This window comes from Leptolyngbya sp. UWPOB_LEPTO1 (assembly GCF_017302695.1).
Classification (GTDB): Bacteria; Cyanobacteriota; Cyanobacteriia; order Leptolyngbyales; family Leptolyngbyaceae; genus Leptolyngbya; species Leptolyngbya boryana.
This window is the reverse complement of the sequence record NZ_JAFLCJ010000010.1, coordinates 207597-227709: the sequence shown is the minus strand read 5'-3', so window position 1 is coordinate 227709 and position 20113 is coordinate 207597. Positions and strand designations below refer to the sequence as shown.

Sequence of the window (20113 nt, the reverse complement as noted above, 5' to 3'; positions counted from 1 at the left end):
TCGAGGACGACTTTGGCTTTGAATTGCGGGCTGTATTTCTTGGCTTGATTTGACATGCACTTGATCCTACTCCTTAAACGGTTTCTTGTCGCTCTTGGAGTGGTCTAGTTTTTGGGGGGCATTTCAGTTAGTGACTCAAGGCGCTGTGAATCGGCAGCAGTTTGATCAAGCTCAAATGAATTTTGAGACGGCTCAGGCAGGCGTAGAAACGGCGATCGCCACTTTACAAGCGCGAGAAGAAGCGGTGAATGCAGCGCGAGATCAGTTGAATGCGGCGCAGGGTGGATTAACCCAGACTGAAACGACCGAATTGAATCCGGAGATTCGCGGGGCACAACTGGCTGGATTACAACAGCAACGACAGCAAGCTCAAGCAAAACTCGCTGCCGCACAGGCAAAAGTGAAAAATGCGTTAGCCAATCAGCAACAGATTCAGAAACGCTTAGATTCTTTCGTTGTGAAAAGTCCGATTCGTGGTGTGGTTACGGCTCGACCTGTTGAACCTGGAGCAGTGGTGGCAACGGGCAAGACATTGTTAACGGTGGTTGATTTGAACACAGTTTACTTACGAGGATATATCCCTGGAAGTAGTATTGGCAAAATTCGTGTAGGTCAGCGCGCTCAAGTATTTTTAGATTCTGCTCCGAAAGAGCCGCTCAGTGCGAGAGTCGCTGCGATCGATCCAAAAGCTTCGTTTACGCCAGAAAATATCTACTTTCGCGACGATCGAGTTAAACAAGTTTTTGGAGTCAAAATTGCGATCGACGATCCAGCCGGATTTGCCAAGCCTGGAATGCCTGCGGACGGAGAAATTTTACTCAAGGAGTAGAGCTATGACTGCGATCGTATCTGCTCCTCTTTCTCAGCGCGTTGCTGATCCGATTGTTCAAGTGCAGCACTTGCAGAAACAATATGGTCGCGTGACGGCAGTTCGCGGGATTGATTTTAGTGTTGCTTCAGGTGAACTGTTTGGCTTGATTGGTCCGGATGGAGCCGGGAAAACGACGACCTTTCACATCCTAGGAGGGGTGATGGAAGCAACTGGTGGCAATGTTCAAGTTTTGGGACGATTGCCGAGAGATGCGCGATTGCAGATCGGCTATCTCACTCAGCAGTTTTCGTTGTACTTGGATCTCAGCATTGATGAAAATCTGCGCTACATGGCTGGCTTGCGAGAAGTTCCAGATCATCTTTTTCAACAGCGGCGAGAGAAGTATCTGCGATTGATGAGCTTAGATCAATTTAGCGATCGCTTAGCTGGACAACTCTCAGGCGGAATGAAGCAAAAACTCGCACTCTGTTCTGCTTTAATTTCTCAGCCTCAAGTGCTTTTGCTCGATGAACCGACAACGGGTGTCGATCCCGTATCGCGTCGTGAATTCTGGGATGTGCTTGCGACTTTAGCAGCCGAGGGAGTGACAATCATCGTCGCAACGCCTTATTTAGATGAAGCAGAACGCTGCAATCGAGTCGCATTGATGTATGACGGAATGATTCAGCACATTGGCACTCCGGCTGAATTGAGACAAAGTTTAGGCTTGCATCGACTGGAAGTTCATACCCCGCAGCTTGCAGTCGCCGAACAGATGTTGAGCGATCATCGCGAGATTGCAGATGTGCAAACTTTTGGCGATCGCTTAGATGTGTTAGTCGTCGATGAAAAAGTGGGAGAGCAAGCCATTCGAGAGCAATTTCGCGATCGACAGCTAGAACTCTCCTCACTCCAGATTACAGAACCCACGTTAGAAAATGTTTTCGTCACTCAACTGCGGCAGCAAGGTTTAGCTCCGAAGATTTTAGAATTTCCGCGTGCTCGATCGGGTCGGAAATCTCCAGAAGAGATTGCAATCTATGCGCATAATCTCAATCGAGTCTTCGGCACATTCCAAGCAGTTAGGAATGCGAATATTGAAGTTCGCTACGGTGAGATTTTCGGATTACTTGGTGCGAATGGAGCTGGAAAAACCACCACGATCAAAATGCTGTGTGGATTGCTGCCGTCTAGCTCAGGTGAGATTGCCCTTGGCGGAGAACGGGGAAATCTTCGCAGTCGCGATTTGAGAAAGCGAATTGGCTATATGAGCCAGAAATTTACGCTATATGATGATTTGTCGATTGTTCAAAATCTAGAGTTTTACAGTGGTGTGTATGGCGTGCCGCGTCAACACAGACGCGAGAAGATCGACTGGGTACTTGCAACCTGCGGACTCGAAGGACAGGAAGATATGGTCACGGGACAATTGCCGGGGGGATGGAAGCAACGGGTTGCTTTTGGCGCATCTGTGATGCATGAGCCTGATATTTTATTCTTGGATGAGCCGACATCTGGTGTTGATCCGCTCGCAAGACGGCAATTCTGGCGATTGATCAATGATTTTGCCCGAAATGGTGCTGCGATCTTGGTTACTACTCACTATCTGGAAGAAGCAGAACAATGCAATCGAATGAGCTTTATGGTGGCAGGCGAAACGGTACTAGAAGGCTCACCGAGTCAGATTAAAGCAGCGCAACCTGGACAACTGATCGAAGTCGTTGTTCCTCACGCTCAAATTGCTTCCAACTTACTCAAGCAACAGATGGAAAGTTGGCGTGTTTCAATTTTTGCCGATCGCTTACATGTGGTGATTGATCATCCCGAAGAGATTGAAGAACTGCGATCGCGGCTCATCGCTGCAAATTTATCTCCTATTTCCCTACTTCCCATTCCCTACTCCCTCGAAGATGCCTTTATCGGGGTTGTCCAGCGCGCTCAGGCAAAGCTATGAAACGTATTCTCACTCAAGCTCAGAAAGAACTGGCTCAATTTAGACGCGATCGCTTAACTCTAGCACTGGCGTTTATTTTGCCATTGATGACCTTATTCATTTTTGGATTTGCAATTCGATTGGAGGCAAAGAATATTGCGTTGATTGTGCAGGACTTCGATCGCACTCATCTCAGTCAAACTTATACAGAAAGGCTGTATGTGACGAATCAATTTGTTCCGGTGCAATGGAGCGGGCTTGATCCATTACGAGATGGCATCGAACGCGGGATTGCTCAAGCTGCTGTGATCATTCCGCCTAAGTTTAGTGCAGATGTGGAAGCAGGTCGATCAACAAATGTGCAAGTGCTGATTGATGGAACTGATGTGAACAATGCGCGGGTGATCAAGAATAGTCTTCAAGCCTTCACAAATGCGTTTATTCAGGATGAAGGTTTACTACGATCGTCTCCTAAATTAGTCGCAAAAATTCGATTGTGGTTTAATCCTGGGCGGCAAGAATCTCTGTATATTGTTCCTGGAGTGTTTGGGGTGATTTTGGCAGTTTATCCGAGTTTACTTGCAGCGCTAGCAATGGCGAGAGAGAAAGAGCAAGGGACGATTCTACAAACTTACGCCTCTAATATTAGTGCGGCTGAATTACTTTTAGGAAAATGTTTGGCTTATTTTCTAATTGCGATCGGACAAGCGATCGTGGTGATAGGAATTGGAGCAGCGATTTGGCAGTTGAGGTTTGTCGGCGATCCGACTCCGTTTCTGATTGGAGGAGCATTGTTTCTGCTAGCAAGTGTGATGTTTGGATTGTTAATTGGAGTGAGAACTGGAAATCGATCGGTTGCTGTGCAAGCGGTCGCAACGGCTGGATTTTTACTTGCGCTGTTGTTATCCGGCTTTATCTATCCACTCAGCAACATTCCATTTCCGTTATCGCTAGTTTCGAGTGTCGTTCCAGCGCGATATTTTATTGAACTATCGCGAGATGCGTTTGTTCGAGGAGCAGGATGGCCGGGAGTTTGGACGGCTCCGCTGTGTTTAGCCGCGATTGCGTTTGTATTGTTCAATATCGCTCGTCGAATCCTAGGTCGAATGCAGCTACCCGGATAGCTTGCAGTTGAAGAACAAAAGAGTAGATTTCCCCCACTCCCTACTCCCCACTCCCACTCCGATTTAATTAGAGATCAACCCATGCCCATCCTTCGTCACTTCCTAGCCAGCCGATTTTTTGTTTTGGCACTTAAGGAGATTCGGCAAATTCTCCGCAACAAACAATTGATCTTTCTGCTCGTTTTTCCGCCAACAGTCCAGCTTTTGATTTTCGGATTTGCTCTGAGTCCGAATGTGCAGCATCTGAAGCTTGGAGTGGTGGACTATGCGAACACGACGCTGAGCCGGGAATTGACGGCAACAATGACAGTCAATCGGGTCTTTGACGTTAAATCGAGTCCGATCGATGAGCGCACATTAGGTCAGCAAGTTCAAAAAGGCGAGATTACAGCGGGATTAGTCATTCCAAGCGATTTTAATCGATCGCTCAAAGGCGATCGACCTGCGGAAGTGCAAGTTCTCATTGATGCAGTAGATGCGAATACAGCAGGGATTGCTAGTGGCTATGCGTCTCAGATTATTCGACAATTTGGGCGGCAATTTTCTCCTGATACGGTTCCTCCAATTCAAACCGAAGCTGCAATCCTCTACAATCCGGGATTAGTTTCAAGCTGGTTTATCGTTCCAGGTGTGATTGGGCTGGTGCTTAATCTGGGTAGCTCTTTAGTCTCAACATCAGCGGTCGTGCGAGAGAAAGATACGGGGACTTTAGAGCAGCTACTTATGACTCCTGCGGCAGATTGGGAGATTATCTTAGCGAAAGTTGTACCCTTGTTCTTTTTACTATTAGGTGAAGTGATGTTGGCACTTTCGGTAGCTTACTTTATCTTTCATGTACCGTTTCGCGGGAATTTGTTGTTGTTTCTATTTTTTTCTGGGCTGTATGCTTGTGTTGGAATTGGAATAGGCTTTTTACTAGCAACGATTTCGCGATCGCAGCAGCAAGCAATTTTGACTTCGTTTTTTATCAATCTTCCGTTGATTCAGCTTTCAGGAGCGATCGCGCCTGTAGAAAGTATGCCGAAGTTTTTTCAAATCCTGTCGCTTGCGAATCCACTGCGACATTACATTAAAATCGCGCGAGGCGTTTTACTAAAAGGCAATGGATTAGATGTGCTGTATCCAGAGGCGATCGTGCTGTTTGTATTTGCGATCGCGTTTCTGTTGATTAGTACAAATCGATTTCGCAGTCAGTTGAATTAGACTCCTGCATAAGGCGTTAATGCGAAAGTTTTCGTCTGATCGGTTAGTAAAACGCGATCGCATAAATGAAACAATTCCGTCTCAGTTTGAGTCTGGCGCATCGACTTCAAAAAATTCCCTTCAGCATCAATACTCAGCGCCACATAGTTCAAAAACATCTTGAGATAGCCAAGTCTTGCACGCTCTGGAACATTCGCTGCTGTTGGAGTTTTCCATAATCGATCGATATACTGACGCACTTCAGCTAAAGGGACAGGAGTAATCTTCTCACCTTGTAATCCTTGTCGAATTTGCTCAAAAATCCAAGGATTTCCAATCGCCCAACGCCCAACCATTACGCCTGCTGCACCTGTTTTAGCAAGAACGTCGATCGCCGATTTCGCCGAATGGACATTGCCATTTGCTAGCACAGGACAATTCACCCATCGAACCGCTTCAGCAATCAAATCGTATTTCACAGTCCCGTGATACATATCTTTAACAGTTCGACCATGCAAGCTGAGTAGATCAACGTTGTGGCGATTGATCAAGTCTAAAATTTTGTAGAAATTATCTGTATTGTCAAACCCGACGCGCATCTTGACGGTAAACGGTCGATCGGTCACGGTTTGTCGGAGTGCGCCTAAAATTTGATCGACTTTTTCAGGTTCTCGCAGCAATCCGCCACCCACATTCTTTTTGTAGATTCTGGGTGCTGGACAGCCCATATTCAAATCGATTCCAGCACACTCATAGCGGCAAAGATCTCTTGCAGTTCTGACGAGATCTGGAATGCTTTCCCCAATCATCTGCGCAAAAACTGGGCGACCTGTATCATTCTCAGTAATCGCTTCGAGAATGGTGCGATCGAGTCTCGATGTATCATTCACCCGAAAATACTCAGTGAAGAAATAATCCGGGCTACCGTACTGAGCGATAACTTTCATAAACCAGAGATTCGTCACATCCTGCATCGGTGCAAGAGCAGTGAGCGGTAAATCTGGATGCGACGATTGAGGGAGCATAGAGAAAAGCGCGATCGCTCGGATTGAACTCGCTCACTCTATCAAAAAACAGGGTTCAATAAGGGAATGGGTTGCCTATTTTAGATAGCTTTTAAGCTGAGTGCGCACCTCAAAGAAATCTTCCCAAGCTAGATAAGGCTTTTTCTGCTCTTCTAAATACTGAGTCAGCGGTGGACGTGCAAACACGAGAGAAGCTGCCATTGCGAGATTCCAATCTGTCACCGAATCTCCGATCGCAATTGTCTCATCTGCTCCATAGGTCGCCATAATCTCAGCTTTGGCAACAATTTCAGTGCCACTCTCATAGGGCGAATTCAAACGTAAGCAAGCATCTGTCGTATCAATATCCATCGCATGAATTGCCACAATGCGATCGAGAAACGGTTCGAGTACAGCTTCCACCATGCCTCGAAATCCACCCGAAATCACAATAAATGGGATCGACTCTTGCTCTAGAAAATTTAGTAACTCAACAAACCCAGGTCGAATCGCTTTTGGGCGCGTGAACTCAATAATATCCGAGTAACTCGAAGAAGGAATCGCTTCCACCATTTGCCGCACACCCTGACGAAGCGTGACTCGCTTTGAGTAGATTTCAGGCAGCACTTGAGCCGCAGCTTCAGGTGCAAATCGCTTTAACATTGCCACAAATGTTTCTTCGACTGTAATCGTGCCATCGAAATCACAAAAAACCATTCGCTTCACAGACAACCCTCAACCCATCGCAGTTTGCCTTGTCAATTGTAACTGCTGAATGAGAGCGACAGTTTGCTGATAGGCGATCGTATGTCCGTGTTGCTCAAACAGAGAAGCTGCATTCTTCAAGTCTGAAAGTGCGCTTGCTGCTCGACCCTTCTGAGCGTGAGCAATTCCTCGCTCTAAATATGCGCTTGCATGATCCGGTTGAAGTGCGATCGCAGTTGTAAAATCGGCGATCGCCGCTACAAAATTCCCTTGCCAGCGATACAGACAGCCTCGATTGTAGTAAGCTCGCTCATCCTGTGTGTTCAAATCAATCGCTTGACTAAAATCTGAGATTGCCTTTGGCATCTGCTGCAATGCAAAATAAGCTAAACCGCGATCGGTATAAATCTCAGCGATCGTGGATTGATCTTCTGGCTGTTGAGCGAGTGCTCGATCGTAATCAATTAAAGCCTGCCAGTACTGTTGCATTGCGACTTTTGCCAATCCGCGATTAAAGTAAGCGCGAACATCAGCATGAGTGCGTAACAGAGTACTATTATCCGCGATCGCAGCTTGATAATTGCCCATGCGATAGTAAGCCAGTCCACGATTGAGCAGAACTTCGGATTGATTAGGCTGCTGATTCAACGAAGCTGTACAATCCGCGATCGCCTCTGAATAATGGGCTAATTCAAGCTGAGCAAGACAGCGATTCGCATATGCTAACGATTGATTTTGATCAGCATCAATAGCAATGCTAAAGGCACGGACTGCATCTTCAAACTGCCCAGTCTGTAATGCTTCAACGCCTTGATGAAACGAGATCGAGCAAGATAACGCAGGTTGGGGCGTTATCAGCCATATCAAAAATGCCATCAAACCAGCGAACACTTGCAGATAATTCGGTCGGCTCATCAGGCTAGCTCCAGTGACGCGATCGCTTTCATTGTGAAAAGGCTTTTTGATCCCGTCAAACGACACTCCGTAGAATATAAAGTTAGTTAAACAAGAATTGATATCTGTTGAGTAAAATGATCAACTGTGTCGCAAATCTCTCAAATTCAGCCGCGATCGTGTCTAAAATTGCGTTACACCAACTCTGATTAAGATATGTAAACGTTATCAGACTAAATCGAATAATGGCTCGCCTTCACCCTTATGATTATGAATAACTCACGTAAGAATTCGTAAGAATTAAGGGAGATTATTAGGCGTGGCAATTCCTCTTTTAGAATATTCCCCGATTTCACAAAACCAACGGGTCGCTGGATATGAAGTGGGAAGTGATGAGCAGCCCCGGATTTACTCCACTGAAAACTTGCTGTCCCCATCCGATATGGACACGCTGATTGAAGTGGCATATCGTCAAATCTTTTTCCATGCGTTTGCAGCAGACAGAGAGCGTTTCTTAGAATCGCAACTTCGCAGTGGACAAATCACCGTGCGCGACTTCATTCGCGGACTCGTACTTTCTGATACCTACAAGCGTAGCTTCTACGATCTCAACAGCAACTATCGCTTTGTGGAACAGACCGTTCAACGGGTGCTAGGACGTGATGTCTATGGCGAACGTGAAAAAATCTCATGGTCGATCGTGGTTGCAACCCGAGGAATTGTTGGGTTTATCGATGATCTGCTCAACAGTGCAGAGTATCTAGAAGCGTTCGGATACGACACGGTTCCCTACCAACGCCGTCGCATCTTGCCGAGCCAAACTGCTGGAGAACTTCCGTTCAACATCAAATCACCCCGCTACGATGATTACTATCGTGGCAAGCTTGGCTTCCCGCAAATCATGTGGCAGTCTACGGTTCGCAGTTTTGTGCCTCAAGACAAGCAAGCCAAAGCAGGCAGCCCAGCAGCGTTCTTGGATATGGCACGCAGTATCAGCCCAAGAGTTAATCCGCCGCAACTGATCTCTGCACTCAACATTGATATTGAGAAGTCAGTTCCTTATCGTCGATAAGTGCTGAAAGTTTGATCGATCAGTTCCGAATTAAGTCGATCGTTGAAAACCTGAAAGTAAGAGATTTTAGATTCTCTTGCCTTCAGGTTTTTCTATTGGCAAAAACGCTCAAGCTCGATCGGCGTTCTCTTCTAAAAAGCCTAGCTCTAGTAACGCTTTTCGGATTTTCGCTTTAGAGGGCAACACCTTTGGTGCAGTCAACTCTAGTTCACGAGCCGTGTCAAATAGCTCCCGAATTAAGCGATCGAGCGAATCTTCCTCAGCCGTTTCGGGAAGCTGTTCGATTCGCCCTTCGTAAGCCAACGTGTAAAGCTCTAAATGGTTCTTGCCAATCACTCTTGCAAGCTTTCTCAACGTTTCAGGGGTCGGACAAGTCCCTTTAAAGCAAGCACCCCTCAAACGAGGTTGAGGCACACCAGATAGCTCTGCCAAGCGATTCATACTGATTTGATTTTCTTCCAGATATCGGAGAATAAACTGCCCCAACGGAGAGCAATCTTCAGCTTTAATCTGCAACCGGGCTGGCATGACTCAAGATTCAGAAAGAGTAAGTATCTCCAGAATAATTGGCAAGGTGCAGCTTAAACAGAGATGATCAAAATTGTCATATCACCACTCCTGCCCTTCGCCTCTCCAAAACGCTAAGGGGTCTGGGATTAAAGGACAAGGCGGATAAAATCGCAAACAGTCTTCCTGCCCAGGCTGCACGATCGGTGGTGTAATCTCCAACCCTAGACAAAGATGCGTCAGCGATCGCGCAAATTGCAAATGATGACCCGGTGAGCCTGCATGAGCATGAGCATATTCGTGCAGAACCAGGAGCAACCAATCTTCCGGCAAGACTCGCCCCACATCGACCAAAATCGTGATTGGCTCAGTTTCAAGATTACAAATGGCATCGATGCCAAACGATCGAGCAAACGGTGCTGCAAAAATTTGGAGATTCGGCTGCTCCCACGTATGAAAGCAGTTGTGGCAGTCTTGCAGAATTTGATGGAGTCGTTGATTGACCGCATCAATTTTCCGCCCGATCCAAGTACAGATCACTTCACGATTCTTGGAATCATGAATCAGATCGATCATCTCTGGATCAGGCGCGAGACTGCGAATTCCGTAGAGGTAATCGAGTCCGCGCGCAAAAGCGTCTGCACTGGTTGTAACAATCAAACGATCGCTCACCCTCTACCAACCAAAATAAGAGAAATACTTTGTAGATTCAGCCGCAGGAGCCTCAGCATCTGATGTTTCAGCGATTCGAGTCTCTGTACAAAATGTCGCGGTGCTAAATCCACCAAACCGCTTAACGGTGCTGGTTCGCATACGCAGGTCAGGATTTGCAAACCAGAACCGTTCGGTCGAACTCATCGTTTCATATTCAGTCGTTAGCACTAAGCCATCTTCGTCGTCGATATGGTATTGTCCGGCGACCGGAACGATTTCGGCATAGCCGCGTTCGCGCAACAGCGTACCTCGTCGAGGCGTTTCTGCATCCGGAATTAATGCAAAGACGGTCGAACCTTGGTGATTTTCATCATCTTTATCCCAAGCCATCGAACCGTGCCATGCCACATACGCGCCGCCGATCGCTAAACTCGGATCGACCTCATGTAACTGGCAAATCTCAATCACTTTCGGATGGTCAGCCGCGAGTGCCTCAACTTCAATCTGAGACTCGCCCGGTTCAGCGCGTTTAAATGCGAGGTGATGGGTGGTGCGCTGCGATCGCCAACGCCCTGTACTTTGCTGAAAAAACTCCATCGCATCCTTCATCTCAATCTCGCTCCCTATAAATTCAACTCAAACGACCCTTGAAAAGCTGGTTGATTAAGCGTTGTGAACTAACTTTCTCATCGTATCGCAGTTCTGATAGATTCGTAGCCTGCTGAAACCGCATGTTCGTCAAGCAACCGCAACCTCCCAAAGCATAACTTTATTCAACTCAACAAAGGCTAGACATTTTTTAATATTAAGGATTATTACTTTGTTTCTCATTCTTGAGACAGCAGCTCCCTTGATCTCTTATCGTCATGAGAAGCTGGTTCACGAATTCACCATTTTTATATAGATTATTCAGTTTTAATTTAAGGAGCACAAAATGTCTAGTTCTTTGACATTCACCTTTTAAGCCTGGGGCTGTAATTAGAAAATTTCAGCGATTCGAGTGACTCAGCATTCTTTCTGAATCCGTGCCAGCAGATGCTGGAGATGATCAATAAAAATACGGAGCAATTAGTGTGATGGGTCAATCATGTTTTGGAGTTGCAACACCTTAGGGCAGAGGTAAGGTCACGATGGAAAAGCAATCCTGTAATCCCGCAGACTTGATGGACCAAGCAACCGAAACAAGGCAGCCGAATGCCTGCGGGCATGAAACTCGCCCCAGAACGATTTTGATCATTGACGACGAAGAAGCAATCCAGATGGTGATTCGCTTTGGGCTGCAGATGACTGCCAGTTGGACGGTTTTAACAGCAGACTCTGGTTTAACCGGGGTTCAAATTGCTCAAGCCGAACAACCAGACGCAATTTTGCTCGATTATATGATGCCAAAGATGGATGGTATGGCAACCTTAAAAGCGCTTCAATCCTGTTCCGAAACAAATCGAATTCCTGTGATCTTTTTAACGGCAAAAGTGCAGTCTTTAGAAGAGCAACTTCAGACTTTAGGAATTAGCGGAGTCATTACCAAACCGTTTAACGCTCTGGATTTGTCCAAACAGATCGCCAAGATTTTGGAGTGGATTGAATGAAAATATTACTGGTTGAAGATGATGAGGCATTGTCTGCGATCTTAGTTCAGAACTTAGCTGCACATCATTATGTGGTGGATGCGGTTCATGATGGAGAATCAGGCTGGACGTATGCCTCGACGTTTGACTACGATTTGATCATTCTGGACTTGATGTTGCCAAAGTTAGACGGCATTTGTCTGTGTCAACGATTACGATCGGAAAACGACACTACTCCGATTTTGTTGCTTACTTCTGAAAGTGCGAGTACTGCTAAGGTCAGTGCTTTAGACGCAGGTGCAGATGATTATGTTGTTAAGCCTGTTGACACTCAAGAACTTGTTGCCCGCATTCGTGCTTTACTTCGCCGGAGTAGCAATTGCCCTTTGCCTATCATGACTTGGGGGGCGTTGTTTCTCAATCCGAGTACGTGTGAAGTCACCTATGACGGGTTACCACTGACGTTAACAACTAAAGAATATGAGCTACTAGAACTGCTCTTACGCACCAGTCCAAATTTATTAAGCGTAGAAGAAATTCTGGATCGTTTATGGTCTTCTGATGATTTTCCTTCAGAGGCAACGGTGCGATCGCACATTCGACGATTGCGTCAGAAATTAGTCGAAATTGGCGCACCTCAAAATTTCATCACAACGGTACATGGACGCGGTTACTATCTCGGTACGCTTCAATCTGAGCCAAGACCTGCGCCGACTCCCGAACAAGACAAGCAGCCCAATTATTTAGAATTTTTGAACCATCTTTGGAGTAAAACTCAGCCAAAAGCACTTGAGCAATTAGAAGTGATCAATCAAGCGATCGCGGCACTACAGGCGGGAACATGCAGCCAGGAATTACAAGCTGAGGCGCGCCAAATTGCTCATAAGCATGTGGGCACGCTCGGAACATTTGGACTGAATCAAGCGATGGAGCTTGCTCGCTTACTTGAACAAGAATTTTCCAGCCAGACGATGCTGTCATCGCAGCAGGCAGAACGACTTGAGCCATTGTCGATCGCGCTTCAGCAAACTGTGCAACTGACGGCAAAAATTCAATCGGTTCCAGGAACACCAAGCCAGCCGAATTCTACGATCGTCTCGATTCCACTTCAAATAGAACCGACCCCTAGGGCAAATCCTCGCGTCATGATCGTGGATGATGACCATGCTTTTCTGCGGATGCTGCCGACATTACTCCAGCCCTGGCACTTCAACATTACAACACTGGGAGAGCCGCAGCAGTTTTGGGCGGTTCTAGAAGCCGTTCAGCCTGATGCGCTGGTGTTAGACATCCATATGCCAGAAATCAATGGATTACAACTCTGCCAGGCACTTCGGCAGCAGCCGGCTTGGCGACGGCTGCCGATTTTAGTCTTGAGTTCTGTGACTGACCTGAGTACTCAGAATCTCGCGTTTACTCTGGGAATTGATGATTATCTCTGTAAGCCGATCGTTGCGATCGATCTCGCTAATCGAATTTTGAATCGCCTTCAGCGCGTTCAAGCTTGGAGTCAAAGCTAAAGAGAACTGACCCAAAATTCTGCTCAAAAATAAGAACGCGATCGCGAAAGATTGCGACAAGCTGCAATGCTTAAATTAAATGTTAAGAACAGTATCTAAATGTAAACGGAATGCAAGGTTTCAGAAATCTTGTAAAAGCCTCAAACTTCTTGTCTAGTAAGGGTTTGAGGCTTTCGTATTATTTCTTAACTTCTTCTTTGAGCCTGATCCTAGGATTTGCACAAAATCTGCACAATTAAGTTGCTTTAATCATAACTATCGGAGAGCCGCTGAGCAGTTGACCTGGTTTCAATCGTTCAGTTCGCTCAAGTTCAACTCAACGAACTTGAGATTAGGTGCGGAATAAGCAGCTTTATATAGCTACTCATTTCCACCAAAGTTAAGGCTTAAAACTCCTTAGTAAACTTATCTCATTAACAGGAGATGTTTGAATGCTAGACGCTTTTACCAAAGTGGTTGCTCAGGCAGATACTCGTGGCGACTACATCAGCGATAGTCAAATCGATGCTTTGAAAGCAATGGTTGCAGACGGCTCGAAGCGGATGGACGTAGTTAACCGCATCACCGGAAACGCTTCCGCTATCGTTGCTAACGCAGCACGGGCATTGTTCGCAGAACAGCCTGCATTGATCGCTCCTGGTGGAAACGCATACACCAACCGTCGCATGGCAGCTTGCTTGCGCGACATGGAAATCATCTTGCGTTATGTTACCTACTCTATCTTCACAGGTGACTCCAGCGTTCTCGATGATCGTTGCCTCAACGGACTTCGCGAAACCTACCTCGCATTAGGCGTTCCTGGTAGCTCTGTCGCTGCTGGCGTTGGCAAAATGAAAGAAGCTGCAATTGCAATCGCAAACGATCCCAACGGTGTAACCCGTGGTGACTGTAGCTCCTTGATGGCGGAAGTGGGCGGCTACTTCGACAAAGCAGCAGCAGCAGTTGGTTAGTCTCTAAGACCAACCCGCATCCAAACGATTGAATCAATTTGAACATTCTTTGTACACCATCTTGAGAGGTTGATTAGGTATGAAAACGCCTTTAACAGAAGCGGTCGCAACCGCAGATTCGCAAGGTCGCTTCCTCAGCTCGACCGAAATGCAAGTTGCATTTGGACGCTTCCGTCAGGCTGCTGCTAGCTTAGATGCTGCAAAAGGCTTGAGTTCCAAAGCATCCAGCTTGGCTGATGGTGCAGCTAACGCTGTTTACCAAAAGTTCCCCTACACAACTCAAATGCAAGGGAACAACTTTGCTTCTACCCCTGCTGGTAAAGCAAAATGCGTTCGTGACATCGGCTACTACATCCGCATGATCACGTACTGCTTGGTTGCAGGCAGCACCGGACCGATGGATGACTATCTGATCGGTGGATTGGCTGAAATCAACCGCACCTTTGATCTGTCTCCGAGCTGGTATGTAGAAGCTCTGAAGCACATCAAAGCCAACCATGGTTTGAGCGGCGACGCTGCTGTCGAAGCAAACTCCTACATTGACTATGCAATCAATGCCCTAAGCTAGGGAATTTTGAATGCCCAGAGCGACTATTTCCTGCGGGATGCCCGATACGACGCATCTACAGGAGGTTGGAGGTCTGGGCATCTTGCTGTCAATTTCACCCCGTTGAATTGAAACAATTAGAGGAGAAAATCCTGTGGCGATTACAACTGCTGCTTCCCGTTTGGGAACTGATGCATTTAGCGAAGCCCGCCCGCTTGAACTACGATCGAATTGGACTCCAGAGGATGCCAAGATCGTAATTCAGGCGGTTTACCGTCATGTATTGGGCAACGATCACTTGATGGCATCAGAGCGATTGCTGGGTCTAGAGTCGTTGCTGAGCAATGGCAAGATCACCGTGCGCGAATTCGTCCGCGCAGTCGCAAAATCTGAACTCTACAAGACGAAGTTTTTATATCCTAATTTTCATACTCGTGTGATCGAGCTGAACTTCAAGCATCTCTTGGGTCGTGCGCCCTACGATGAAGCAGAAGTGATTGAGCATTTGGATCGCTATCAGACGCAGGGATATGAGGCGGATATTGATTCTTATATCGATTCTGCTGAGTATGATGCAAATTTTGGGGACAATATTGTTCCTTACTACCGCGGTTTTTCAACCCAAGTTAGTCAAAAGACCGTTGGATTTACTCGCATGTTCCGGCTGTATCGCGGCTATGCAAGTAGCGATCGTTCTCAATTAGAGGGCGCAAGTTCTCGCTTGGCATCGGAACTGGCTCGAAACAGTGCTTCTGCTGTCATTGGAACTTCTGGCGGTTCGAGCGGGTTTGCTTATCGTCCTTCTTTGCAAGGCGTAACTCCAACTCGGACATTTGGACGGTCTTCCACTGGATCTTCGGATCGGCTCTACCGGATTGAGGTGGCTGGCATTTCGTTGCCTCGCTATCCTTGGGTACGTCGCAGCAATAAAGCGATCGTAGTTCCTTACGAGCAGTTGTCTAGCACGCTTCAGCAAATCAATAAGCTGGGCGGTAAAGTAGCTAGCGTAACTTTGGCGCAATAGATAAAAGGAGCGTGTCATTATGTTGGTTGGATCAAATCGGTCTGCAACAGCAGATAATCGTGTTTTCCTTTACGAAGTCGAAGGTCTACGTCAAAACGATCAGACGGAGAACAACAGCTATCCGGTTCGGAATAGCAGCACGGTGACCTATGCTGTGCCTTATCGTCAGATGAATGCTCAGATGCAAAAGATTACCCGCATGGGTGGAAGAATTGTGAACATTCGTCCGGCTGGACAAGCAGCACCTGCACCTGCTTCTGAAGAGCACGGCGAATAATCTTTTCACAGTTCTATTAATTAAGTGGGAGATCTAAAACGATGAGTTTGGATGCTCCCTCTTTTTTGTGAGGTTGCTAGTCGTTGCATTCATTTTGCGGAGTGGGGAGAACCCAAACTCAGATTGCTCCCTATCTCCTCATCAGAGATTCTCATCATTTTGAGAAAGTGATAAAGCAAGTCCACGGTAGCGGCGAGGATCACCTTCGGCGAGGACAAGCCGTTCTTGCCCTTTGCGATCGTACAATTTATCTAAAATCATTTGCCAATCGGATGCAGATAGCGGAGAGGGTTGCTCCTCGACTTTAGGAGCGGGGACTGCGTTTTGCACTTGCTGTTGTGCCCAACATGCACGAGCACGAACGGCATCACTCTCATCTTGCTCTGCAATTTGTTCAAACTGAGCGAGAATCTGCGATCGCCATTCGGGATAGGTTTGTGAGATTGCTTGCGCTAAAGCTTGTAAGCCCACGATCGCTGAATAGCGCACCACCCATTCTTCGTCCTGGCGTGCGACAAAGATCAATGCTTCTAGGGCCTCTTCTTGAGCAATCTCTAACAAATTTTCTGGGAACCAATGCCACTTCATGGTTCCGAGTCCTTTGGCTGCGGCTCGCCGCACGCTGAGCGAAAAATCAGCAGTTGCGACGCCTAACAATGTCACTAATCCTCTTGGATCACCAATGCCTGCCAGTGCCCGAATCGCCCAAGCTCGTGCTGTATAGTTATGTCCATCGAGTTGTTCGAGCAGGGGTGCAACCGCAGGTTCTCCTAACTCAATTAATCCTTCCACGGCTGCAACGGCTGCCCCTGGATTGTTATAGCTCAGCGAGGCGACCAACGTTGGAATCGCACCTTCTAACTTTGCGTCGGCAAGATTTTGAACAGCCTTGAGCAAAGCATAAGCAGAATCTGCGGCATCGACCGCCTGAATCAACGATGAAAGAGAGTCAGACATGAGGAGAAGAATTTAAGTGCTAAGTGTATTGTCGCTCGATCGCGTCTAAAGGAGTTCATCCATCAAGTGCATCACTTGAATTGCGCCCTCAGATAAGTTGGGGAGCGGACTTTCGACTAATTGCGTTTCGAGTAATCCCTTTAAAGAAATTAATTTCAGACTATTTTCTGCTAGGGTTTCAGAAATCGGTTTTGCTGCAGCTAAATATCCGATCGCGCCTAAATCTGCTAAGACAGTGCGCCGAAGTTGTAAATCTTGGCTCGATAGTGCTTGCACTAAGCGATCGCCATATTCAGCCGCAATTTCAGGCTTCGGGCTGAGCTGATACATCGCTCTTAATGCAGCAAATTGAGTTCGAGGGACAAAATGGTTTAGAAATGGCTGAATGTGAGGAATCGCTTCAGTCGCGCCTAACGTTCCCAACGCTTCTAAAATGGCATCAAAAGGTTGTTCTAGCTGAGGAGGTTCAGGTGCAGGCAACGTGCCAGGCACTTGATTATTCAGCAATTCGATCAGCCGAGGCACACAGGCTGAATCTTGTAACATCTCTAAAGACTGGGCTGCGGCTTCACGCACATAGAAATCCGAACATTCCAGTGCATGAATTAAGGCCGGAACTGCACGTCGATCGCCTAGTTTCCCTAAAGCTCTGGCTGCATTGCGGCGCAGCGGATATCCTCCCGCATCGGTGCGATCGTCTTCATCATCTAACGCCGCGATCAAAATCTCGATCGCTTGAGGAGCATTGACGCGAAATCGTCCTAACCACCAAGCAGCATAAACACGCAATCCCAAATCCTCACCTTGAAGATTAACGATCGCTTGTTCTACCGTCAAACTCTCACCTTGAAGACCCGCTTGCAGCTCTGCTTCATTTGCCATAACAGTTTCTTTAAAAGTGATTCACCACTCTTATCTTAAATAAGAAACTGCCCGGAAAAGAGCACAATCACGAATTCGCGATCGCGCGCTCTTCCGGGCAGGAGTCAACCTAAACTTTAGCTCAAAGCATTGATTGCGTAATCGAGGTAGGAATTTGCTTCAACAGCAGCATCGCCACTCAAGCCATGATTTGCTTTGATATATTTCAGCGCTTCTACATACCAACTCGGAGCCAAGTCGAACGTCCGGTTGATTTCAGCCAATCCGCTGATCAAATAGTCATCCATCGGGCCAGTTCCACCGACGACTAGGCAGTAGGTAACCATGCGCAGATAGTAACCAATATCACGCACGCACTTGTCTTTGCCGGTTTGCGTCGAAGCATAGTTCGGGCCAGACATGGTCGTGGTGTAGGGAAACTTTTGGTACACTGCATTTGCAGCACCACTTGCCAAGCTATTTGCATTCGCAGTTAATGCTTTTGCTGCTTCTAAACCTGCTGATGCTTGGCGGAAACGTCCGAATGCAACCTGCATTTCGGTTGAACTGAGGAAACGTCCTTGAGAATCAGCAGTTGAAACTGCTTCGGTTAAAGGGGTCTTCATGATCGGAACTCTCCAATAAATTCTGGTCGGGTCTGTTGGAACGGCATGGATCGATGTAGAGTTCTCGACCCATGCAGATGAGAAATTAAGCAACAGATGCTGCTGCTTTATCGAAGTAGCCACCGATTTCCGACATTAAGCTAGAGCAATCGCCAAGCGTGATCCCATTGGTATCACCCACGATCGACAAAGCTGCGTCTTTCATTTTGCTAACGCCTGCTGCAACTGATGCACCTGGGGTGCCCAATGCCAAGTAGGTTTCTCTCAAACCATTCAAGCAACGATCTTCTAAAACACTTGCATCGCCTGTGAAGATCGCATAGGTGACGTAGCGCAAAATGATTTCCATGTCGCGCAAGCACGCTGCCATACGGCGGTTGGTGTATGCGTTTCCACCAGGAGCAATCAATTGAGGCTGCTCAGCAAACAATGCACGAGCTGCATCTGCAACAATTTTCGACGAGTTGCTGGTAATCCGGTTAACAGCATCCATGCGCTTGTTGCCATCTGCAACCATAGCGATCAAGGCATCGATTTGGTTTGCGCTCAGGTATTCGCCGCGTGTATCAGCTTGTGCAACTACTTTTGCAAATGCGTCCAACATAATCTTTCTCTCTTAATAGCGTCTAGCGTGTAGGTTCAAAAAGAATTCGACCAAAGAATGCTTCCTTTAGTCCAGTTGAGAATCTGTGGGTTGAATTTTCCCGTCGCGATGCTGCGAGAGTCGTTCATTTCCTGCGATCGCTGATTGACGGTTCACTGCAAGATGACGAACCAATCGGCATCTCCAGGCAGTAGTCTGTCTTTCAGCTTGCTTGTTTATACTATGTCGTTCAATCCCGATTTGTTACAAAGTATTTTTACAAATCGTTACAATCCAAATGATGTCTAGAACTTCTGAATAGCGTGCCTGCTCAAGTTTTGCGGCGGATTGGGCTACTACACGCTTAATTTCTTTTCTCAAAAATGAGAAGGCGATCGTAGGAAGGTACGATCGCCGTTCGCGACAGATTTAAGCAACGGTCGCTGTCCAGTCTTTTTTGCGTAGGGCAATGAAGGTTGCGAGTCCTTTAGAAAATCCTAGCGGGTCAGGAAGAAAATACTGGGGAAACTCTTCGTAATGTCGCCAAGGTTCTGCGTCGGTGTGTCGTAAATGTAAAACGCGATTGTTTCCTTCTAGTTTCCAAAGCATTTGCCCGCCCATAGGTATTTCACTCATACGGAAGTCCTCGTTCGTTAAATCATCAGCAAATGGCTGATGCTCTACATTGTGCCAGCCTAAATCATTAAGTTCTGTCAACTTAACGACATTGAGGCTAGACATTTATACCGAATTACGATACAGCAGGACTTTACTATACACCTCTATCTTTTGCACAAGATTTGCACAAAGATTTATGAACCTTAAGACTCAGAACTGCGGGCTTATAAGAGAATTCGATCATAAGAAATCGTATAAATAAAACGTTCAGCCTTTGCGGACGGAGTTTGAATAAAAAGGCATCGCCTCCTGACCTTTGAATAGCGCTATTCGCAATGAAAACGCACTCTTCGCCTGATCTCTATCGAAGTTCTGCTGAGGATGAGAAGCTTTCTCCCTCTCTCGCGCAAAAGAAAATGCAAGCTTGGATTCGCAGTCGTCATTTGATTTGTGCGGGTCATTTCTTTGTGTTTGAATCGGTTGATCTCAGCGCGATCGAGCGCTTTTCTGAGTGTGTGGCGGCGCTAGGAGGTTCGGTGATTTCTATTGATCCGGCGGATAAGCTTTGGATGGGGGAGCATCGGCAGGTTGTGCTGTATCAAGCGAAAGCGAGTTTGCATACGCCTTGTCATTCTTTGAAGCAGTATTGGCTGAAGTATGGGGGAGTGCGTTCTCGGTTTGATTCGACAAATTAAA

Annotated in this window: 23 protein-coding genes; 12 read left to right on the top strand and 11 right to left on the bottom strand. The window is 46.9% G+C overall.

Annotated elements, in window-relative coordinates:
* Positions 1 to 94: 94 nt before the first annotated feature.
* The 4 genes from J0L70_RS16900 (at position 95) to J0L70_RS16885 (ending at position 5071) form a co-directional block, all read left to right on the top strand.
* Complete coding sequence (locus tag J0L70_RS16900) at positions 95 to 829, top strand: HlyD family secretion protein (protein ID WP_287455327.1); 735 nt, start codon at positions 95 to 97, stop codon at positions 827 to 829.
* A gap of 4 nt (positions 830 to 833) precedes the next feature.
* Complete coding sequence (locus tag J0L70_RS16895; RefSeq protein WP_287455326.1) at positions 834 to 2765, top strand: ATP-binding cassette domain-containing protein; 1932 nt, start codon at positions 834 to 836, stop codon at positions 2763 to 2765.
* Entirely contained in the window at positions 2762 to 3868 is a 1107-nt protein-coding gene (locus tag J0L70_RS16890; RefSeq protein ID WP_287455325.1) for an ABC transporter permease, read from the top strand. The genes J0L70_RS16895 and J0L70_RS16890 overlap by 4 nt, the downstream gene beginning before the upstream one ends.
* A gap of 81 nt (positions 3869 to 3949) precedes the next feature.
* Positions 3950 to 5071: an ABC transporter permease gene (locus J0L70_RS16885; RefSeq protein WP_190651934.1), complete on the top strand. Its 1122-nt coding sequence runs from the start codon at positions 3950 to 3952 to the stop codon at positions 5069 to 5071.
* Here the strand turns inward: J0L70_RS16885 and J0L70_RS16880 are convergent.
* The 3 genes from J0L70_RS16880 to J0L70_RS16870 form a co-directional block, all read right to left on the bottom strand.
* Positions 5068 to 6075 (bottom strand): tRNA-dihydrouridine synthase family protein, encoded by a 1008-nt coding sequence (locus J0L70_RS16880; RefSeq protein ID WP_287455324.1) that lies wholly within the window; start codon positions 6073 to 6075, stop codon positions 5068 to 5070. The two genes, J0L70_RS16885 and J0L70_RS16880, sit on opposite strands and share 4 nt — an antisense overlap.
* Before the next feature lie 75 nt (positions 6076 to 6150).
* Positions 6151 to 6771, bottom strand: a complete 621-nt coding sequence (locus tag J0L70_RS16875) for an HAD-IB family phosphatase (protein ID WP_287455328.1) — start codon at positions 6769 to 6771, stop codon at positions 6151 to 6153.
* 18 nt (positions 6772 to 6789) lie between these two features.
* Positions 6790 to 7674, bottom strand: coding sequence for a tetratricopeptide repeat protein (locus J0L70_RS16870; RefSeq protein WP_287455323.1), 885 nt, complete (start codon positions 7672 to 7674; stop codon positions 6790 to 6792).
* A 298-nt stretch (positions 7675 to 7972) separates the two neighbouring features.
* On the opposite strand from J0L70_RS16870, the gene J0L70_RS16865 reads away from it, so the two are divergent.
* On the top strand, positions 7973 to 8725 hold the full coding sequence (locus J0L70_RS16865) for a phycobilisome rod-core linker polypeptide (protein ID WP_017288649.1): 753 nt from the start codon (positions 7973 to 7975) through the stop codon (positions 8723 to 8725).
* 108 nt (positions 8726 to 8833) lie between these two features.
* On the opposite strand, the gene J0L70_RS16860 is transcribed toward J0L70_RS16865, so the two are convergent.
* The 3 genes from J0L70_RS16860 to J0L70_RS16850 all read right to left on the bottom strand — a co-directional run bounded on the left by J0L70_RS16860 (position 8834) and on the right by J0L70_RS16850 (position 10495).
* Positions 8834 to 9253 carry a helix-turn-helix domain-containing protein gene (locus J0L70_RS16860; protein WP_017288650.1) on the bottom strand — a complete coding sequence of 140 codons (420 nt, stop codon included), beginning with the start codon at positions 9251 to 9253 and terminating at the stop codon, positions 8834 to 8836.
* An 81-nt stretch (positions 9254 to 9334) separates the two neighbouring features.
* A complete protein-coding gene (locus tag J0L70_RS16855; RefSeq protein WP_017288651.1) occupies positions 9335 to 9904 on the bottom strand; it encodes a hypothetical protein in 570 nt (189 codons plus the stop codon).
* Positions 9905 to 9907: 3 nt separating this feature from the next.
* Positions 9908 to 10495, bottom strand: a complete 588-nt coding sequence (locus J0L70_RS16850; protein ID WP_017288652.1) for a phycobiliprotein lyase — start codon at positions 10493 to 10495, stop codon at positions 9908 to 9910.
* A 521-nt stretch (positions 10496 to 11016) separates the two neighbouring features.
* On the opposite strand from J0L70_RS16850, the gene J0L70_RS16845 reads away from it, so the two are divergent.
* The 6 genes from J0L70_RS16845 to cpcD all read left to right on the top strand — a co-directional run bounded on the left by J0L70_RS16845 (position 11017) and on the right by cpcD (position 15772).
* Entirely contained in the window at positions 11017 to 11475 is a 459-nt protein-coding gene (locus J0L70_RS16845) for a response regulator (protein WP_017288653.1), read from the top strand.
* Entirely contained in the window at positions 11472 to 12974 is a 1503-nt protein-coding gene (locus J0L70_RS16840; RefSeq protein ID WP_287455322.1) for a response regulator, read from the top strand. Before J0L70_RS16845 ends, J0L70_RS16840 begins: the two co-directional genes overlap by 4 nt.
* Before the next feature lie 431 nt (positions 12975 to 13405).
* On the top strand, positions 13406 to 13924 hold the full coding sequence (gene cpcB / locus J0L70_RS16835; RefSeq protein WP_017288655.1) for a C-phycocyanin subunit beta: 519 nt from the start codon (positions 13406 to 13408) through the stop codon (positions 13922 to 13924).
* A 79-nt stretch (positions 13925 to 14003) separates the two neighbouring features.
* Positions 14004 to 14492 (top strand): C-phycocyanin subunit alpha, encoded by a 489-nt coding sequence (cpcA, locus tag J0L70_RS16830; RefSeq protein ID WP_017288656.1) that lies wholly within the window; start codon positions 14004 to 14006, stop codon positions 14490 to 14492.
* Between the two features lie 133 nt (positions 14493 to 14625).
* On the top strand, positions 14626 to 15495 hold the full coding sequence (locus J0L70_RS16825) for a phycobilisome linker polypeptide (RefSeq protein ID WP_017288657.1): 870 nt from the start codon (positions 14626 to 14628) through the stop codon (positions 15493 to 15495).
* A gap of 19 nt (positions 15496 to 15514) precedes the next feature.
* Entirely contained in the window at positions 15515 to 15772 is a 258-nt protein-coding gene (gene cpcD / locus J0L70_RS16820; RefSeq protein ID WP_017288658.1) for a rod-capping linker protein CpcD, read from the top strand.
* Between the two features lie 141 nt (positions 15773 to 15913).
* Here cpcD and cpcF read toward each other — a convergent pair whose 3' ends face one another.
* The 5 genes from cpcF to J0L70_RS16795 all read right to left on the bottom strand — a co-directional run bounded on the left by cpcF (position 15914) and on the right by J0L70_RS16795 (position 19435).
* Positions 15914 to 16729, bottom strand: coding sequence for a C-phycocyanin alpha-cysteine-84 phycocyanobilin lyase subunit CpcF (gene cpcF / locus J0L70_RS16815; RefSeq protein WP_287455321.1), 816 nt, complete (start codon positions 16727 to 16729; stop codon positions 15914 to 15916).
* A 45-nt stretch (positions 16730 to 16774) separates the two neighbouring features.
* Positions 16775 to 17611 (bottom strand): C-phycocyanin alpha-cysteine-84 phycocyanobilin lyase subunit CpcE, encoded by an 837-nt coding sequence (gene cpcE, locus J0L70_RS16810; protein WP_287455320.1) that lies wholly within the window; start codon positions 17609 to 17611, stop codon positions 16775 to 16777.
* Between the two features lie 116 nt (positions 17612 to 17727).
* The gene (gene cpcA, locus J0L70_RS16805) at positions 17728 to 18216 is read right to left on the bottom strand and encodes a C-phycocyanin subunit alpha (protein WP_017288661.1); all 489 of its coding nucleotides are present in this window, start codon (positions 18214 to 18216) and stop codon (positions 17728 to 17730) included.
* A gap of 85 nt (positions 18217 to 18301) precedes the next feature.
* Entirely contained in the window at positions 18302 to 18820 is a 519-nt protein-coding gene (gene cpcB / locus J0L70_RS16800) for a C-phycocyanin subunit beta (protein WP_190651941.1), read from the bottom strand.
* Between the two features lie 408 nt (positions 18821 to 19228).
* Positions 19229 to 19435: a hypothetical protein gene (locus tag J0L70_RS16795; RefSeq protein WP_026148694.1), complete on the bottom strand. Its 207-nt coding sequence runs from the start codon at positions 19433 to 19435 to the stop codon at positions 19229 to 19231.
* Between the two features lie 317 nt (positions 19436 to 19752).
* Here J0L70_RS16795 and J0L70_RS16790 point away from each other — a divergent pair, with 317 nt between their 5' ends.
* Positions 19753 to 20112 carry a hypothetical protein gene (locus J0L70_RS16790; protein WP_017288664.1) on the top strand — a complete coding sequence of 120 codons (360 nt, stop codon included), beginning with the start codon at positions 19753 to 19755 and terminating at the stop codon, positions 20110 to 20112.
* Position 20113: the final 1 nt, after the last annotated feature.

Coding starts and splice junctions, on each gene's coding strand:
- J0L70_RS16895 (WP_287455326.1), top strand. CDS start 834: ATGACTGCGATCGTATCTGCTCCTCTTTCTCAGCGCGTTGCTGATCCG.
- J0L70_RS16890 (WP_287455325.1), top strand. CDS start 2,762: ATGAAACGTATTCTCACTCAAGCTCAGAAAGAACTGGCTCAATTTAGA.
- J0L70_RS16885 (WP_190651934.1), top strand. CDS start 3,950: ATGCCCATCCTTCGTCACTTCCTAGCCAGCCGATTTTTTGTTTTGGCA.
- J0L70_RS16880 (WP_287455324.1), bottom strand. CDS start 6,075: ATGCTCCCTCAATCGTCGCATCCAGATTTACCGCTCACTGCTCTTGCA.
- J0L70_RS16875 (WP_287455328.1), bottom strand. CDS start 6,771: ATGGTTTTTTGTGATTTCGATGGCACGATTACAGTCGAAGAAACATTT.
- J0L70_RS16870 (WP_287455323.1), bottom strand. CDS start 7,674: ATGAGCCGACCGAATTATCTGCAAGTGTTCGCTGGTTTGATGGCATTT.
- J0L70_RS16860 (WP_017288650.1), bottom strand. CDS start 9,253: ATGCCAGCCCGGTTGCAGATTAAAGCTGAAGATTGCTCTCCGTTGGGG.
- J0L70_RS16850 (WP_017288652.1), bottom strand. CDS start 10,495: ATGAAGGATGCGATGGAGTTTTTTCAGCAAAGTACAGGGCGTTGGCGA.
- J0L70_RS16845 (WP_017288653.1), top strand. CDS start 11,017: ATGGAAAAGCAATCCTGTAATCCCGCAGACTTGATGGACCAAGCAACC.
- J0L70_RS16840 (WP_287455322.1), top strand. CDS start 11,472: ATGAAAATATTACTGGTTGAAGATGATGAGGCATTGTCTGCGATCTTA.
- cpcB (WP_017288655.1), top strand. CDS start 13,406: ATGCTAGACGCTTTTACCAAAGTGGTTGCTCAGGCAGATACTCGTGGC.
- cpcA (WP_017288656.1), top strand. CDS start 14,004: ATGAAAACGCCTTTAACAGAAGCGGTCGCAACCGCAGATTCGCAAGGT.
- cpcD (WP_017288658.1), top strand. CDS start 15,515: ATGTTGGTTGGATCAAATCGGTCTGCAACAGCAGATAATCGTGTTTTC.
- cpcF (WP_287455321.1), bottom strand. CDS start 16,729: ATGTCTGACTCTCTTTCATCGTTGATTCAGGCGGTCGATGCCGCAGAT.
- cpcE (WP_287455320.1), bottom strand. CDS start 17,611: ATGGCAAATGAAGCAGAGCTGCAAGCGGGTCTTCAAGGTGAGAGTTTG.
- cpcA (WP_017288661.1), bottom strand. CDS start 18,216: ATGAAGACCCCTTTAACCGAAGCAGTTTCAACTGCTGATTCTCAAGGA.
- cpcB (WP_190651941.1), bottom strand. CDS start 18,820: ATGTTGGACGCATTTGCAAAAGTAGTTGCACAAGCTGATACACGCGGC.
- J0L70_RS16795 (WP_026148694.1), bottom strand. CDS start 19,435: ATGAGTGAAATACCTATGGGCGGGCAAATGCTTTGGAAACTAGAAGGA.
- J0L70_RS16790 (WP_017288664.1), top strand. CDS start 19,753: ATGAAAACGCACTCTTCGCCTGATCTCTATCGAAGTTCTGCTGAGGAT.